Source organism: Algoriphagus sp. TR-M9, assembly GCF_027594545.1.
Classification (GTDB): Bacteria; Bacteroidota; Bacteroidia; order Cytophagales; family Cyclobacteriaceae; genus Algoriphagus; species Algoriphagus halophytocola.
The window spans coordinates 1550001-1567655 of the sequence record NZ_CP115160.1 but is presented as its reverse complement, the minus strand read 5'-3'; the positions used below and the strand labels follow the sequence as shown (position 1 = coordinate 1567655).

At 44.4% G+C, this 17655-nt stretch carries 13 protein-coding genes; 8 read left to right on the top strand and 5 right to left on the bottom strand.

Annotated features, from left to right (window positions below):
* Positions 1-17 precede the first annotated feature (17 nt).
* Complete coding sequence (locus PBT90_RS06875) at positions 18-1859, top strand: RagB/SusD family nutrient uptake outer membrane protein (RefSeq protein WP_264809645.1); 1842 nt, start codon at positions 18-20, stop codon at positions 1857-1859.
* Between the two features lie 298 nt (positions 1860-2157).
* Here PBT90_RS06875 and PBT90_RS06870 read toward each other — a convergent pair whose 3' ends face one another.
* The gene (locus PBT90_RS06870; protein WP_264809644.1) at positions 2158-3180 is read right to left on the bottom strand and encodes a LacI family DNA-binding transcriptional regulator; all 1023 of its coding nucleotides are present in this window, start codon (positions 3178-3180) and stop codon (positions 2158-2160) included.
* A 174-nt stretch (positions 3181-3354) separates the two neighbouring features.
* On the opposite strand from PBT90_RS06870, the gene uxaC reads away from it, so the two are divergent.
* The 5 genes from uxaC (at position 3355) to PBT90_RS06845 (ending at position 8513) form a co-directional block, all read left to right on the top strand.
* Entirely contained in the window at positions 3355-4797 is a 1443-nt protein-coding gene (gene uxaC / locus PBT90_RS06865; RefSeq protein WP_264809643.1) for a glucuronate isomerase, read from the top strand.
* A gap of 2 nt (positions 4798-4799) precedes the next feature.
* The gene (locus PBT90_RS06860; protein ID WP_264809641.1) at positions 4800-5618 is read left to right on the top strand and encodes an SDR family oxidoreductase; all 819 of its coding nucleotides are present in this window, start codon (positions 4800-4802) and stop codon (positions 5616-5618) included.
* Between the two features lie 48 nt (positions 5619-5666).
* Positions 5667-6842 carry a mannonate dehydratase gene (uxuA, locus tag PBT90_RS06855; protein WP_264809640.1) on the top strand — a complete coding sequence of 392 codons (1176 nt, stop codon included), beginning with the start codon at positions 5667-5669 and terminating at the stop codon, positions 6840-6842.
* Positions 6839-7393: a sugar O-acetyltransferase gene (locus PBT90_RS06850; protein WP_264809639.1), complete on the top strand. Its 555-nt coding sequence runs from the start codon at positions 6839-6841 to the stop codon at positions 7391-7393. The genes uxuA and PBT90_RS06850 overlap by 4 nt, the downstream gene beginning before the upstream one ends.
* A gap of 187 nt (positions 7394-7580) precedes the next feature.
* Positions 7581-8513 (top strand): UDP-glucuronic acid decarboxylase family protein, encoded by a 933-nt coding sequence (locus PBT90_RS06845; protein WP_264809638.1) that lies wholly within the window; start codon positions 7581-7583, stop codon positions 8511-8513.
* A gap of 16 nt (positions 8514-8529) precedes the next feature.
* On the opposite strand, the gene PBT90_RS06840 is transcribed toward PBT90_RS06845, so the two are convergent.
* The 4 genes from PBT90_RS06840 to PBT90_RS06825 all read right to left on the bottom strand — a co-directional run bounded on the left by PBT90_RS06840 (position 8530) and on the right by PBT90_RS06825 (position 14879).
* The gene (locus PBT90_RS06840) at positions 8530-9990 is read right to left on the bottom strand and encodes a sulfatase (protein WP_264809637.1); all 1461 of its coding nucleotides are present in this window, start codon (positions 9988-9990) and stop codon (positions 8530-8532) included.
* Positions 9991-10000: 10 nt separating this feature from the next.
* Positions 10001-11569 (bottom strand): sulfatase, encoded by a 1569-nt coding sequence (locus tag PBT90_RS06835; RefSeq protein WP_264809636.1) that lies wholly within the window; start codon positions 11567-11569, stop codon positions 10001-10003.
* A 396-nt stretch (positions 11570-11965) separates the two neighbouring features.
* The gene (locus PBT90_RS06830; RefSeq protein ID WP_264809635.1) at positions 11966-13645 is read right to left on the bottom strand and encodes an AMP-binding protein; all 1680 of its coding nucleotides are present in this window, start codon (positions 13643-13645) and stop codon (positions 11966-11968) included.
* A gap of 76 nt (positions 13646-13721) precedes the next feature.
* Complete coding sequence (locus PBT90_RS06825) at positions 13722-14879, bottom strand: acyl-CoA dehydrogenase family protein (RefSeq protein ID WP_264809634.1); 1158 nt, start codon at positions 14877-14879, stop codon at positions 13722-13724.
* A 339-nt stretch (positions 14880-15218) separates the two neighbouring features.
* Here PBT90_RS06825 and PBT90_RS06820 point away from each other — a divergent pair, with 339 nt between their 5' ends.
* Both PBT90_RS06820 and PBT90_RS06815 read left to right on the top strand, forming a co-directional pair.
* Complete coding sequence (locus tag PBT90_RS06820; RefSeq protein ID WP_264809633.1) at positions 15219-16181, top strand: phosphotransferase; 963 nt, start codon at positions 15219-15221, stop codon at positions 16179-16181.
* Positions 16181-17428, top strand: a complete 1248-nt coding sequence (locus PBT90_RS06815; protein WP_264809632.1) for an ADP-ribosylglycohydrolase family protein — start codon at positions 16181-16183, stop codon at positions 17426-17428. The genes PBT90_RS06820 and PBT90_RS06815 overlap by 1 nt, the downstream gene beginning before the upstream one ends.
* Positions 17429-17655 lie beyond the last annotated feature (227 nt).

Sequence of the window (17655 nt, the reverse complement as noted above, 5' to 3'; positions counted from 1 at the left end):
CCTAAAAGAACTTTAAAATGAATATTAGAAGTAAAATGAACTCCATAAAAATCCTGATGACAGGATTGATTGTAGCCGTCACTTCTGGTTGTAATGAAGACTGGTTAGAGCCGCAGCCGCTCTCCTTCTTTTCACCGGAAAACACCTACAATGAAGCAAGTGGCTTATGGGCTGCACTAGTGGCCTGTGAGCGTAATATGCGCCACGAATACACTGGAGATGGCTCTCCTATTCTTACTGAGCACATTTTCACGGAAGTAGCGGTTGAAGGTACTACTGATAAATCAGGACCTGCTCAGGACATGAACCTACTAATTACCCCTGATGCAAATCTAAATTCAGTAAATACCAACAGAATCGGGTGGTACTGGTATGAAGGATATAAGGGTATCAAATATGCAAACACTGTAGTATCCCGTATCGACGAGCCTCAGGACTATGAATCAGATGCAGAAAGAAACCACCTTTTAGCGACAGCATATTTCCATAGATCTTTGCGTTACTATAGACTCACGCAACAGTTTGGTGATGTTCCTTTGATATTGGAGGAAATTATAGAACCAAAACTTGACTTCTACTCTACAGAACGTACGGTCATATTGAGAAAAATGAAAGAAGATCTAGAATGGGGTGAGGAGTGGATTCCGGAAGTAATGGACCGTGGACGAGTGCCAAAGGGAGCCCTTCAGCACCTCTTGATCAAAATCAATCTAGCCTTGGGAGAATTTCAAGATGCCCTGGACGTTGCTAATCGTCTGATAGACGGCGGTCCTTACTCACTTATGACGGAACGATTTGGTGTAGATGCCGGAGACCCTACTAAAAATGTGATCTGGGATCTTCACAGACCCGAAAACAAGGCTCCTTTTACCAATACTGAAGCAATTCTTCTGGTAATGGACAGAGTAGATACAGATGGTAACTCTGGTGGTATCATCACCATGCGTAATGCGGTTCCTTTCTGGGGAAGTAACATCAATACCCCTACTGGTAACAAAGGCACATCGGATAGATCAGGTATTGAAATCGATCAGGTAACTGAATTCGGTCGAGGTATCGGAAGGTTGAGAGGTACCTGGTATCACCAAAGCATGATCTGGGATGATGAAAATGACCTTAGACATGCTCCTGGCAACTGGATGGACATGGAAGATCTGGTATATAACAATCCGGACATCAAGGAAAACGACCCCTATTACAACCAAAATCTGGAATTCAGAAATGAGGAAGGAGTAGTTTTAGTAGTAGACACCATCAGAAGCTGGTTCTCATGGCCACACTATAAGTTGTTTGTGCCAGATGCACAGCGTAATCAGCCTCAGGGTGGACCTACCGACTGGTATATATTCAGACTGGCCGAATCCTACCTGCTGAGAGCAGAAGCTAAGTTTTGGCTAGGCGATCTGGCAGGTGCAGCTTCGGATATCAATGCAGTAAGAACCAGAGCAGGTGCCGCTCCATATACCGCTGATGAAATCAATATTGGAACTGTACTGGACGAAAGAGCTAGAGAGCTATATTATGAAGAGCCAAGAAAAACTGAACTGACTAGAATTGCGAGAATCTTTGCAATGACAGGCAAAACAGCTTACAATGGCAAAAGCTATAATGAGGCAGACTTCTCCAAGGATAATTTCTACTATGATAGAATCATGGAAGTGACCGACTATTACAATAAGGGAGTATTTACCAGGCATGGGGATACCTATACCTTGAGTCCTTATCATGTTTTGTGGCCAATTCCTCAAAATGCCATTAACTCAAATACCAAAGGGCACCTCAATCAAAATGAGGGATATAATGGCTTTGAAAATAACATTCCACCTCTTACCACCATTGAAACAGAGGAAGGTGAATAATTTTAATCTTATTGCATAAGTGAAAGGCCGGTGAAAATTCACCGGCCTTTCTTTTTTATTCAATTCTGAAAGCAATTTTTACTGTATTTCCGCTTCTCTATCAGTAAGGAGGCTAAAGCAATATAGGACATGGTAAACTTTAGAATTGAGGCCACTTGGGCCTGCCCACCTGCTAAGGCAGATCTTCATTCACTTGTGTTAAGCGAAACCGAAGCATAGTTCTTTTTACCAGGTGAGCAAGGAGATATTAATTACTGGAACCACTCCGTATATCCATGAAACTTTTTCTACAAATCTATCACCCCTTACTAGTAGACTCCCTCACCGTAATCTTCGAAGGTATAGTAATCACCTTGTCCATCAACTCATAATACTTAGGCTTGGCCAGCTTTCGGATCAGCATATTAGCACATTCATTCCCCATCTCAATCGCCGGCTGCGTGATCGTGGTCAAGGAAGGGTTCAATAGCCCAACAATGGAGCTATTGGAGAAACTGATGACTTTTAAATCTTTGGGGACCGAAAGATCAGTATGTCTCACTGCCTCATAGGTAGCAAAAGCTAATTTTTCTACGGAGGCCATGATTCCATCAGGGCGATCTTCAGAACTGAGTAGTTCGCGGATTAGCTCCACATTATTTTTCTCATCGTAGCAGCAATTCAGGGAGAAAGCAGGTTTTGGCTCCCATCCAACTTCCTTGATTGCATCCAGATACCCCCTGTACCGCTCTTTGGTAATGGAGAGTTCTTTGCTCAGCATGAGAAACGCAATTTTCTTACATCCCTGCTGTATCAAATGCTTGGTACCTTCATAGGCACTCTGATGGTCATTGGTAATAAACTTGGTAGTGGCTATCTCATCACAAATCCTATCAAAAAAGATAATAGGAAGCCCTCGGTCATGCAGCTTCTTCAAATGCGAAACATCACTGGTCTGACTGGAAACTGACATAGCGATGGCATCAGCTCTCCCGTTTAACAGCAAATTGACGATTTTCTTCTCTTTTTCTACGTCCTCCTTGGTATTATAAACCAGCAGATGATAGCCATGCTCCTGAGCTATTTCTTCTATGCCATCCATTACCTGAGCAAAAAAGTTGTTGATTCGCTCGGGTATAATCACAGCAATGGTTTTGCTTTTATTTTCTCTTAAACTCCGGGCAAAAGGATTAGCATGGTAATTCATTTTTTCAGCCATGCTGATGACTTTCTTCTTAGTCGCTTCACTGATTTCGTAGCTGTCGTTCAAGGCGCGGGAAACTGTGGAAGGTGCAAGCTTCAACTCTGCGGCCAGTTCTTTTAGACTAATTCCTGAGGCCATTTTCAATATTGGTTAGAATGGGTAAATAAGATTTATGGTAATTCTAAATCGCTTCCAATTTACGATTTTTCCGCTTAAATAAGTTCGAAAACGTTTCCGCATAAACTTCTGTCAAAAACATAATATTCAGGGTATTTTTAATTTTCTAATTAATCCAAACTAACCCTAATCTATATGGCCTATTCAAATCCGCGAGCAGGTTTTCTGACGGACGATTTCCTCCTTCAATCAAAATATGCAAAGATTCTTTACCACGAATTTGCGAAGGAGCAACCCATCATAGATTATCACAATCACCTATCTCCAGCTCAAATCAGCAGCAACCATAAGTTTGAAAATCTTTCCCAAATCTGGTTGGCCGGCGATCATTATAAATGGAGAGCTATGCGGACCTTGGGAATAGACGAACACTACATCACTGGTGGAGCATCCGATGAGGAAAAATTCACCCAATGGGCTAAGGCTGTGCCTTTTACGCTACGAAACCCACTCTATCACTGGAGCCAGCTGGAGCTGAAGCGTTACTTTGGGATAGATGAATTGCTTTGCGAAGCCAATGCGGCAGAGATTTACCAAACGTGCAATGCCCAGCTAAGTCAAGAATCTTTTTCCACGCAGGGCCTTTTGGCACAAATGAAAGTCACCACCGTGTGTACTACAGATGACCCCATTGACAGCCTGGAGCACCACATGGATTTCCATAAAAAAAGCAATGCTAACCTGGAAATGTATCCTGCATTTCGCCCGGACAAGTCCTTCGCTGTAGAGAACCCTCCAGCGTATGTGACCTATCTGGGCAAACTAGGTGAAGCCAGCGGGATTACCATCCGAGATTTTGATACCCTGATTTCAGCTTTAAAAAACCGGGTGGATTACTTTCATCAGCGGGGCTGTAGAGTAGCAGATCACGGATTGGAGCAACTGTATTTCTTCAGCACGGATCCCTATGCTATGGATCAGCTCATCAAAGACCTGATAGCAGGAAAGACCCTGACCACAGAAATGGTGGAGTACTTCAAATTCAAAGTACTTACCGAGCTGTCCAAGATGTACCATTCCAAAGGCTGGGTGCAGCAGTATCACCTGGGAGCGCTACGCAATACTAACCACCGAATGCTGAGTACCTTAGGCCCAGACACTGGGTTTGATTCTATAGGGGATTTTGACCAGGCTATGGCACTTTCCAAGTTCTTAAACCATCTGGACTCCACGGATCAATTGACCAAAACCATACTTTACAACCTCAATCCTCGTGACAATGAAGTCATGGCTACCATGGTTGGCAACTTCAATGACGGAAGCACCAAAGGAAAAATTCAGTTTGGCTCAGGATGGTGGTACCTCGATCAAAAAGATGGAATGGAAAAACAAATCAATACCCTATCCAATATGGGAATGATCAGCTGCTTTATAGGGATGCTGACAGATTCCAGAAGCTTCCTATCCTTTCCACGCCATGAATATTTCAGAAGAATTCTGTGTAATCTTTTTGGTAAGGACGTGGAAAATGGTGAGCTTCCATGGGATGAAAAATGGCTTGGAGACATCATCTCCGGTATTTGCTACGGCAATGCGAATGAATATTTTGACTTTAGTCCGAAAAACTACAATTATTAAATATGAGTAATACTATCTTCTCTTTAGAAGGAAAAAAAATAGCGTTTTCAGGCGCGACAGGTGTGCTTGGAACATCTATGAGCAAGTATCTGGCAGAACAAGGAGCTGAGGTGATCATCTTAGGCAGGACTTCTGCCAAGGTAGAAACTCTGGTCGCAGAAATCACCCAAAACCAAGGCAAGGCCTTTGGGTACATCTGTGATGTCACCGATGAGCAAAGCGTAGTAAATGCTGCCAAAGAAATAGAAAAGGAACATGGGTACCTGGATATACTCATCAATGCCGCAGGTGGCAATATGCCCGGAGCTGTGATACGTCCAGACCAGGAATTGAGCGACTTGGATCTTGACTCATTGAGAAAAGTGATAGACCTCAATTACCTGGGCACTGCTATTCCAAGCAAAATTCTTTTCCCTCTAATGCTCAAAAAAGGCAAAGGCAATATCCTGAACATCAGCTCAATGGCCGCTTCCAGACCTATGACCAGAGTTTTAGGCTATGCATCAGCTAAAGCCGCAATAGACAACTTTACCAAATTTCTCTCGGTAGAGCTCTGCACCAAACATGGCCCAGAATTCCGTGTCAATGCCATTGCTCCGGGATTCTTCCTTACCGAGCAAAACCGTGCTTTGCTCACGGAAGAGGACGGCAGCCTTACTGGCAGGGGAAATCAGATCATTACACATACTCCAATGAACAGATTCGGAAAACCAGAAGATCTACTGGGGGCCCTGCACTGGCTCTGTGCCGATGCTTCTGCTTTTGTGACCGGCACTATAGTTCCGGTAGATGGAGGCTTCAGTGCCTATTCAGGAGTGTAACATCACCCTCCTATCAATTAACTAATACATCCACATAAATTAAGTTTTATGAGCTATAAAATGGAGCAAACCATGCGCTGGTATGGCCCAAATGACCCCGTAAGTTTAAGGGATATTTTACAGTCCGGTGCCACCGGAATCGTCACTGCCCTGCACCACATCCCCAATGGAGAAGTATGGTCTAGAGAAGAGATTAAGAAAAGAAAAGACACCATAGAAGCAGCAGGCTTGACCTGGTCTGTGGTGGAATCTGTGCCTGTGCATGAGGTGATCAAAACCCGCTCGGGCAATTACCAGGAAGTCATAGAGAATTATAAAGAAACCATCAGAAATCTAGCCGAAGAGGGGATTTACACGGTTTGTTATAACTTCATGCCTATCTTGGATTGGACTCGGACGGACCTGTTCAGAGAGCTTCCCAATGGCGTAAAAGCCTTGCATTATGAAAAGAAAGCTGTCCAGGCTTTTGATTTATTCATCTTGAAAAGAGCCGAAGCAGAGCAGGAATATTCCGCAGAAGAAAAAGCAGAAATCCAGGCATATTACGAAGCCTTGAGTCCGGAAAAACACCAGCTGATCATTGATAACATTCTCAAAGGACTACCTGGGTCAGAAATTGGCTATACAATGGAGGAATTTAAGTCCATGCTGAAAACTTATGATGGAATAGACCATGCCAAACTTGCAGATCACCTCAGACTGTTTTTAGATGAAATAGTACCGGTAGCTGAGGAAAACGGCGTGTTCATGGGAATTCATCCAGATGATCCACCATTTTCACTATTTGGACTTCCTAGAATCATGAGTACCGCTGCGGATGCCAGAAGAATCCTTACAGATCAGCCTAGCCCCAATAACGGTTTGACGTTCTGCACAGGTTCTCTGGGAGTACGCGCAGACAATGACCTACCGGCGATGGTTCGTGAGTTTGGTGACCATATCCATTTTATCCATTTGCGAAGCACCAAAAGAGACAGTGAAGGTAATTTCTTTGAAGACAATCACCTGGAAGGAAATGTACCCATGGTGCAGGTAATCGAGGAAATCATTAATCTTCAGGAAAAGCGTGGAAAAAGCCTCCCTATGCGTCCTGACCATGGGCATCAAATGCTGGATGATCTGGGCAAAAAAACCAACCCAGGATATTCTGCCATCGGCAGATTAAAAGGTCTTGCAGAAATCAGAGGTGTGGAAGAAGCTTTGCTTTACATGCGGTCAAAATGACGGAAAAGGAGAAAATGCTTGCGGGAAAATTGTACCAGGCGGGAGATCCCGAACTGGCACAGGAAAGGCTGAAAGCTAGAAAACTCCTCAAATCATTTAACCATTCCGATCCGGAAGAACTTGAACTAAGGTCAGCGCTTTTAACAGAGCTGATTGGCAAAAAGGGTAAGAACTTCTGGATCGAACCTCCTTTTCAGTGTGATTACGGATACAATATAGAAGTAGGTGATGATGTATTCATCAACTTTAACTGCGTAATCTTAGATATCTGCAAGGTCAAGCTGGGCGATCGGGTATTCATCGCACCAAATGTCCAATTTTATGCCGCTACTCACCCACTGGATGCTAAAACCAGAGGTGAGATGTGGGAATATGGAAAGCCTATCACCATAGGCAATGACGTCTGGATAGGAGGAGGAGCTATACTTTGCCCGGGGATTACAATCGGGGATCGCTCAGTGGTGGGTGCAGGGGCAGTGGTGACCAAAAGCTTCCCGTCAGATGTTTTGGTAGCCGGCAATCCTGCAAAGATTATCAAGCACCTCAGCTGAACTCTTCGAGGGATAATCTTATTCCAAGGATAGTTGCACCCTTTGGTTTTTCACTCTCTTGCTAGCTCAAACCCTCGAAGGGTTTGCCTAAAAGCGATTTCCTTAGGATTTAAAATAAGCGCTATGTTTTGAGAAAGTATTGCTTATTTTTGGCCATAAGTGTTAATAATACCTTTGTAAGATTTTGATGAAAAGAATTTTAGTAAGTGGTGGCGGCGGTTTTCTCGGTAGCCACCTATGCGATCGCCTTCTTAAAGAAGGAAATGAAGTACTTTGTGTAGACAATTTTTTCACAGGAAATAGACGAAACATCCACCACCTGCTGGACGATAAGAATTTCGAATTGCTGCGTCATGATGTCACCCATCCCTTGTACGTAGAGGTAGATGAGATTTATAATTTGGCCTGCCCTGCCTCCCCTATTCATTATCAATTTGACCCGGTGCAGACCACCAAAACCTCGGTCATCGGAGCGATGAATATGCTAGGCTTGGCGAAGCGGCTAAAGATCAAGATCCTGCAGGCCAGTACCTCTGAGATCTATGGGGATCCGGAAGTCCACCCCCAGCCAGAATCCTACAAGGGAAGCGTCAATACCCTAGGGCCTAGAGCCTGTTACGACGAGGGAAAGAGATGTGCTGAGACCCTTTTCTTTGACTATCACAGGCAGCATAAAGTCCCTATCAAAGTGATGCGGATTTTCAACACCTATGGCCCCAGGATGCATCCCAATGATGGACGAGTGGTGAGTAATTTCATTGTGCAGGCTTTGAAAGGCAAGGATATCACCATGTACGGAGATGGCAAGCAAACACGCTCCTTCTGCTATGTAGACGATAATATAGAGGGAATGTACAGACTGATGAATTCCAGAGATGGATTTACAGGTCCAGTTAATATTGGTAACCCAGGAGAATTCACCATGCTGGAACTAGCGCAGGAGATTATTGAATTGACCAACAGTAAGAGTAAAATCACCTTTTTGCCGCTTCCTCAGGATGATCCTATGCAGCGTAAGCCGGTCATTGACCTGGCGAAAAAAGAGCTGGACTGGGAGCCAAAAGTGAACTTGAAGGAAGGATTGACCAAAACCATCGCATATTTTGAATCTGTGATTTGAAAAAACAAGAGCCATTTCATAATGGCTCTTGTTTTTTATAACCAGCCTTCTTGATCGCTTCTCTTTCAAAATCCGGGTCAAAGTCCGGGTTTATCTCAGCTGGAATTGGTGCTGAAGTTGCTTTTTGCCAAGCGTTTAACTTTTGGAGTAATTCCTGAGCTTTTTCCGGATACTTTGCTGCAAGGTTCTGAGACTCTGATGGATCATCGTTCAAGTGGTACAATTCAATCCCCCCATCCTCAAAATACTCATGTAGTTTCCAATCTCCAGACCTGATCACTGACCCAGGTCTGGTACGAAACAACAGATCTCTGGCTTGATCTTCTAGTGGCTGATATGCCTCTAGATAGATCGGAAAGTGCCAGAACAGATCCTTCTGCTGCCAGTTTTCACCAGATAGCAAAGGCGAGAAATCATTGCCATCTAAGTCCAGCTTACGCTCGGAGCGAATGAGTGTATGTAGTGTAGGAAATAAATCCAGCTGGCTCACCGGGGCCTCCGAAGTTTTACTTTCTATTGACCCTGTCCATCTTATCAGCAGGGGAACCCGAATTCCTCCCTCATAATAGCTACCCTTTCCCGCACGAAGCGGATCCTGACGACTGGTGGCGCGTACCCCACCATTGTCCGATGTGAAAATAACGATGGTTTCCTCGTCCAGATTTAAGGCAGAAACCTCATGCAGCAACCTCCCCACATTCTCATCCATAGATTCAATCATAGCTGCATAGACCGGGTGATGATGTCTTGGATTTCCGGCTATCCTCTCATATTTAGCCACCAGCTCAGGTTTGCCGATTAAGGGACTGTGAACCGTGTAAAATGGCAGGTATAGAAAAAATGGAGATTGACTATTCTGTTTTAGAAATGAGATGGCTTCATCCGTCAAACGATCCGTCAGGTATTCACCTTTCTGATCGGACTCTATAGGAACCACATAAGGGCTAAAATACCCGTCTTTGCCCGGATTTCCTCGGTGGTTCCCTCCCACATTAACATCAAAACCATATTCCTTGGGATCCTCAGAAACATGCCATTTCCCAAAAATCCCTGTGCGATACCCATGATCCTTGAAAAACTCCCCTAAGGTGTAAATCTCCTCAGGAAGTGATTTAGCGTTTGGAGCAGCATTTAGTCTTCTGCTGCGTTTATCGCCTCTATTGGCAGGATCTACAGTATAAATCCCATGCGTCATTGGATACTTCCCCGTGAGCAGGCTTGCCCGACTGGGTGCACAATTAGATGCTGCTGCATAAGCCTGCATGAAAATAACCGACTGCTGGCTCAGTTTGTCAAGATTGGGGGTCTGATAGTAGCTGGACCCCATAAAACCCAAATCTGCCCAGCCCAAGTCATCTACATTGATTAAGATGACATTGGGTGCTGTGGATTGGTTTTGCTGCGCAAAGGAATTTACAGCGCAAAACCAAAAGCTCAGGAAAATCGAAATTTTGAAAAGGAAATTGGATCTTGTCATTGTTTTCACTTTAGTCACGCGTCACTTTACTTCCCCACCAATCTGCATTTGGTTTCCAGTCCAGGCGAAGCATTTGTAGTCTTGCTTGCTCCAAAGATGGCATTTTCACTGTTCTGGCCTTGTCCAAAACCTGCTGATGCAATTCCTCATCATATTGGGGATCCGGTACAGGTTTATTGGCATTGGTGCTTTCCAGCCAGGAAATCAGTTGTGAAAACAACTTTTGGGAAACCTCAGGATTTAGAGCTGAGCGATCATGCTGCTCAGAAGGGTCTTCAAGTAAATTATAAAGCTCTACCTTTCCATCTTCCCAGTAATAAATCAGTTTCCAATCCCCATCCCGGATGGTAGAACTAGGATCTCCTCCTTGATTGCCGTAATGCGGATAATGCCAAAATAAAGGTCGGGATTCGAAGTGCTGACCATTCATGGCCGGCACCAAACTTTTCCCCTCAACTCCAGATAAATCCACATCATGTACTCCGGCCAAATCTAAAATAGTAGGCAAAAAATCTACTCCACTCGCCGGAACATCCAGGTAGACCAAATCCTTTTGACCTGGCACTTTGATGAAATAAGGGACCCGGATTCCTCCTTCCCATTGATAGCCTTTACCTCCACGCAGCGGCAAGTTAGACGTGGAATAAGCGTCTCCAGAAGCCACTCCCCCATGATCTGAAGTGAATACCACAATAGTATTGTCTTCCAACCCTTGGTTTTTCAGAGTCTCCATGACTTTCCCTACCGCATCGTCCATAGCTTCTACCAAGCCGGCATAAACCGGATTGTCCTGAACTGTACGAATCGGAAGTCTCCTTTCCATCTCATAGCCCTGATCTGCCAGGCCCGCATCTGATGCCTTTTTTCTATACTTTGCCCACTTCGCTTCCGTAGTTTGGATGGGGCCATGCACAGCATAAAAGGAAAGCATCGCAAAAAACGGCTTTTGATGTTCCTTTTCTATAAACTTCGACGTTTCATTTGCCAACCTCATACTCAGATTTTCCCCATCTGGGCCCTGTTCCATTTTCGGATTGTCATAGGGCGCAAAGTAGCCGCCAATAGGACTTCCCTTCTCATAACCGCCTATATTAATATCAAAACCATGGTCTTCGGGATAGGAACCTTCTCCACCTATATGCCATTTTCCGGCAAAAAAAGTCTCATACCCAGCCTCAGAAAGAGCCTCCGGCAAAGTGAGCAAGGAAGACTCCAGCACATGATTGTAAGCTGGAGGCAAAAGTCTGGTATGCCTGCCATAATCTCTCCACTTTTCAGCTTCAGGAGCACCTATCCAATCGGTCACCTTGTGAATGGCAGGAGTCACCCCTGTCATGATGCTTGCCCTAGCTGGACTGCAAACGGGGGAAGCACTGTAGCCTTGGGTAAATTGATAAGAAGAGGAAGCCAATTCATCAATATGGGGAGTTTCATAGAAATCACTACCCGTGACTCCTAAATCATGATACCCCAAATCATCCACTAGGATAAATACTACATTAGGATAATCGGTAGTTTGTCCGAAAAGACTGCTGGCGCAAAGCAGCAGCACGGTAAAAAACAAGAAATTCTTCAGCATAGCGTGAGGTTTTGTTACTTTGAAAAAGTAAGATGTGCAAGATCCGTGGAAATCAAAAAAGTATTGTGATGGCAGGAAGAGGAATTTATATGAAATCAAGCATGATCCGAAGCGACACACAAAGGGATGATTATCTCCCAGGGGAGATTCCATCCCGTTTCCTTCGTCACGGGACAGGTTATGGCCTTAAAAAAAAATTATAATTATACGAAAGACAATTTTACATACCCTGGACGGTCACGAGACCACTTCGGTCTTCGATCTTCCGACCAGAAAAGCAAAGGGTCTAGGGTGACTGGCATCATTGCGGATAGTTATAAATTAGGCCACATTTCGACTTTGCTCAGCTGGGACAAGCGATACTTTTGCGACAGCCGCTATCAAGATGCCAGCTATTCATTTAATTTTTTCCAAATGTGCTTCCTTGATCTTTCTTCTCAGGATTTTGCCCACGTTGGACTTTGGAAGTTCATCTGTGAAGTGTACCTCCTTAGGACATTTGTAATTAGTTAACTCTTGATGGCAATGGGTAATGATCTCCTCCTCGTTGATGGTTTGGTCTTTAGCCACCACATAAGCCACCACTCGCTCAGTGGATCTTGGGTCAGGCACGCCTATCACCCCTACCTCCAACACTCCTGGAAATGAGGCAATCACATCTTCCACTTCATTCGGATAAACATTAAAGCCGGACACCAAAATCATCTCTTTCTTACGGTCTACGATTTTGAAAAATCCATCTTCATCCATAATTCCAATGTCTCCGGATTTGAACCAATCACCTAGCATCACCTCCTCTGTCTCTTTGGGTCTCTTCCAATAGCCCTTCATCACCTGGGGACCTTTGATGCAAATTTCTCCTCGTTCTCCGACTGGCAGCCGGTTGCCCTCCTCATCGATCACCATAAAATCTGTATTAGGCAGGGGAATCCCAATGGTGCCATTTCTTTCCGTCCCGTCTATGGGATTGCAGGAGGCTACGGGAGAGGTTTCGGTAAGTCCATAGCCTTCGGCTAGTGGGGTACCTGTTACGGCTTTCCACTTCTCAGCAGTTGATTTCTGAACGGCCATCCCGCCTCCAACTGATATTTTTAACCCACTAAAATCCAGATTTTTAAAGGACTCTTGATTAAGCAACCCATTAAATAGCGTATTGACTCCAGTGAATACTGAAAATTTATGTTTAGATAGATCTTTGCAAAAAGCAGGCATATCCCTGGGGTTGGTGATCAGAAGATTGTGAGCTCCGATTTTCAACATGGCCAGGCAATTTACCGTCAGGGCAAAAATATGGTATAGCGGTAGCGCTGTCACCACAATTTCCTCTTTCTCCTTCAGCTTAGGCTTCATCCAGGCTGATATCTGCTGCATGTTTGCCACTATGTTTGCATGGGTCAATTCTGCTCCTTTGGAAACCCCAGTGGTGCCTCCGGTGTATTGGAGGAAAGCTGTATCCCATAGCGTGATCTCCGGAGCTATAAACTTGGAGTTGGCCCCCTTCGCCAAAGCTGTCTTGAGGGGCACGGCACTAGGTATGGAAAAGGCAGGAACCATCTTTTTGATGTACTTCACCACAAAATTTACGATAGGGCCTTTCAACCCTCCCAGAAGATCCCCCAATCCTGTAACAATGACATGTTTGGCAGGAATAGCTGCAAGTATCTTTTCCAGCTTATCAGCAAAGTTTTCGACAATGACGATTACCTCTGCACCAGAGTCTTGAAACTGATGCTTCATCTCTGACGAAGTATAGAGTGGATTGGTATTGACCACTATCATTCCAGCCCGTAGTGCACCAAACATGACCACGGGGTATTGGAGTGTATTAGGCATTTGAATGGCAATACGCGTTCCTTGCTTGAGCTTGAGGCTATTTATCAGGTATGAAGCAAAACTTTTACTCAATTCATCCAACTTATTAAACGAAAGCGTTTTACCCATACATTCATAGGCAATACTATCTCCGTATTTCTGGACACTTTCTTCAAAAAGTTCTGTGACACTTTTATAGGCTTCAAAGTCCACTTCATGCGGAACAGATCCTGGATACGCCTTTAGCCAAGGGAACTCCTTCATAGCTGATTATTTTGGGGGGATGATTTGTTTACTTGAATTACCATAAAATCTAGGTTTTCGTCAAAGACTTTCCAAGCTATTTCAAAATTTTTCGGGCTATCAGCTCTTTCATGATTTCATTTGTTCCGGCATAAATCCGCTGAACCCTAGCATCAGCATAGGCTCTGGCCACCCCAAATTCCCACATGTATCCGTAGCCGCCGTGAAGCTGCACGCATTCATCGGCCACTTTGCACTGCAGCTCGGTCATGTTGTACTTAGCCGCTGAGGCCATTGCAGAGTCTAACTGGCCTTCATTGTGAAGGTGTACCAGCTGATCACAGTATATCCTACCCTGCTCCAGGGCGGCGCACATCTCAGCAAGTTTAAACCTGGTATTTTGAAATTCAGAAATCGTCTTATTAAATGCTTTTCTTTCCTTCACATATTGAACTGTAGATTGGAGCATGTACTCTCCCAAAGCCACTGCCGCCAGTGAAACGACCAATCGCTCCTGAGCCAGTTCTGTCATCAGGTACTTGAAGCCTTCCCCTTCTTTGCCAAGCAGGTTTTCCTTCGGGACCTCCACATCTTCAAAAAACAATTCACAGGTATCCTGAGCATGCAAACCTACTTTTGCGAAGGGTTTCCCCTTAGTAAATCCTGGCATATCCTTATCCACAATCATCAAGCTTATGCCCTTTGCCCCTAAGGTGGGATCAGTTTTCACGGCTACAACTACTACATCACAGAGGTAACCATTGGTGATAAAGGTCTTAGAACCATTGACCAGGTAATGGTCGCCACGATCTACCGCTGATGCTCGTATCCCCTGCAAATCACTTCCAGCCCCAGGCTCAGTCATGGCTACAGCACCTATAAATTCACCGCTGACCATCTTAGGAATGTACTTTTCCAAAGCCGAATCCGTCCCATAGTGCAAGATATAGGGCATCACTATATCACTATGCAAAGGATAGCCGATAGCAGGCCCCGAGCAGCCACTCAAGCCTAGTTCCTCTATAAAAATCGCATTGAATCGAAAATCTTGAATGTTCATGCCTCCAAATTTCTCAGGAGCTTGAATTCCTAAAAATCCATTCGCTCCCAGTTTCTGCCAGCTTTCACGGGAAACCATCTTGTTGTTCTCCCATTCGGCATTATTCGGAGTAATCTCTTTGGCGATAAAATCTCTAACGCTATCCCGATAAAGATCATGTTCTGAACTAAAAATAGTTCGGGGAAGTCCGTACATAACAAAGTAATTAAGGGTTTAATTCTGATGTAACTTACGAAAAACAGCTCAAAATGGGTTTTGGAATCTAAGAAGGATATTTATCTTTTCTGATATAGTAGCGGATAATCGTCCACCGACAACATTCCACTGCCCACAGCACGTAATAATAAACTTGAACCCATATTTTCTTTTAGGAGAAAAAGCAACGCTGCCTGTGGTAAAAAGATGTGCTTAGAAAAAGCAGGTCAACGTGTAATATCAGGAAATTAAGAACTCACAAATTGCGTATAACATACTTTAGCTGGTGAAATTCCCAGACAGACGCTATAGTCCCCGCTTTAAACTTTACCTTTAAGAATGATTGATATCACCGAAACAACAGATTTAAAAACACTTCAGCACTTAGCAATTTGGCAAGAGGGTGAAAGGCTCATTTCCGCTGAGCCTGCCGGAGAAGGAAATATGAACCTGGTGTTGCGAGTCTCAACTTCACAACGCTCAATAATCCTCAAGCAGTCAAAGGATTACGTACGTAAGTTTCCTCAAATCCCTGCTCCCATCGAGCGGATTAAGGTGGAGCACAGGTTTTATGAAATCTTGCAGCATCACCCCTGGCTCCAGCACTATTCACCCAAAGTGCTGGGTTATCTCCCGGAACAGCACATTCTAATCACCCAGGATTTAGGCAAGGGATCAGATTTTAGCAGAATGTATAACCCTGATTTCCGATTTAATGAAGATGATTTTGATGCCCTGAGTCACTATTTAAATCACTTGCATTCCATTCAAGGAATTGATTTTCCTGCTAATTCAAGCATGAAAACCCTGAATCATGAGCATCTTTTTCGCTTTCCCTTTGACCCTGAGAACGGAATGGACTTAGATAGCATTCAAGAAGGTCTGCAAGAGCTGAGCCTCAGTTATAAGGCTGATGCGGATTTGAAATCTAAGCTTGAGCAACTTGGAGCTCGGTATCTTTCTAAAGGAGATACGCTTTTGCATGGTGATTTTTATCCCGGATCTTGGCTAAGCACGTCAAATGGACTCAAAATCATCGATCCTGAATTTGGTTTTTTAGGTGATAAAGAATTTGATCTGGGAATTTTGCTAGCCCACTTTGACTTGGCTGCTGCAGATCCCCAATGGAAAAAGCGTTTTTTGGATGCTTATGCCCATGAGTTTGACCGGGATTTGCTGAAAGCCTACCAAGGCATGGAAATCATGAGGAGGCTGATCGGAATTGCTCAGCTACCTGTAAGTTTAGATTTAAAAGAAAAAGAGGCACTTTTGAAAAAGGCGAGAAATTTAATCCTATCCTAATGCGCAATTCCCTGTTGATTCTAATGAGTATGCTCTTGCTGTCTGCATGTAATACCCGCAACGATGAGAGGAGCTATGCATTTACGGAGAAAAAACTGCCCAAAATCAATCTCACTGAAAAGCAGCTGCAGGACAAGATCCTGGGCATGCTGGTAGGCTCTGCCATTGGAGATGCCATGGGTGCACCTACGGAAATGTGGTCCAGAGATGACATCAACTTGCAATATGGCTTTGTCACCACCTTGGATGACATGGTTCGAGAGGTCTCTCCGGAGGGCATTTGGGTACCGAATCTACCAGCTGGAGGTACCACTGATGACACCAGGTGGAAGATTTTGACAGGTGAGTATCTTTTATCCCAAAACCCAGAAGGCCTGAACGCCCGGGATTTTGCCGCCCATATTTCTTACCGATATAGAACCTATATTGAGGAATTCCAATCCATAGAATCCACGGATCCCGAGCCCTTTGAGGAAGTAAGTTTGAAAATGGGATGGCTTCAGGAATGGGCAAAAGTCAGTGAGCCTTTTATCCAGGATAATTTGACAGGATATGCGGATTCTTTGGGGAAATTTTATGGTGGAGAAATGGTCTGTGCAGGGCTGCTTTACGCTCCTTCTATAGGTGCTTTTTTCCCAGGAAATCCTGAGAAAGCTTATCGGGAAAACTATAAATTAACCATCTATGATCTGGGCTATGCCAAAGACATTTCTTCCCTAGCCGCAGCGATGACTGCAGCCGGTATGGGTTCAGAGGCCAACAAGGATAGTTTGCTCGCTTCCCTCAAAATCGACCCTGCACAGTACTTCCAAAGCCGATTGGTGGGTAGAACGGCACACGGCATACTGACACAGGCGCTAAGAATCGGTGCGGAATCTGCTGAACTGGACAGCTTGGGAAACCGATTGAATCCGGAAAGTGCAGCGTTACAGCATGCATTTTCACAGCTGGATCAGCGTCTGCAGGATATGCCCTTTCATGCAGGTGAAATTTGGCTTCAAACCCTCAGCGCTATGATTTATTCTGATTTTGATTTTATGGGAACCTTAACCTTTCTGGTGAATTATGGCCGGGACAATGACACCACAGCAGCAGTAGCCGGTGGGATTTTGGGAGCTTATTACGGATTTAGCAAACTCCCGGAAGTAGAAAGAGCAAGCATTTTGAAAGTCAATAAGGAACTACTGGGGATTGATCTAGAACTGATGGCAAATCAACTGACTGCCCACATGATTGCCACTCAATAAGGTAGAATCGTACATCAAGTTAATGCAGCAATTGAATCTAAACCCAGGTTTTGCATTGGGTTTCGTCATGAGGGCAGTAATTGTAATTTAATCCAGCTGATTGGAGATTGAGCCATCCAGTAGGTATGGGATGGTGAAGCTGCCTGACCAATAGGCAAGGTCGAAAACAGCAAGTTAGTACCTGATTTTGAAGCAATTGCTAGCCGTAAAAGAATTGCTAAAGCATA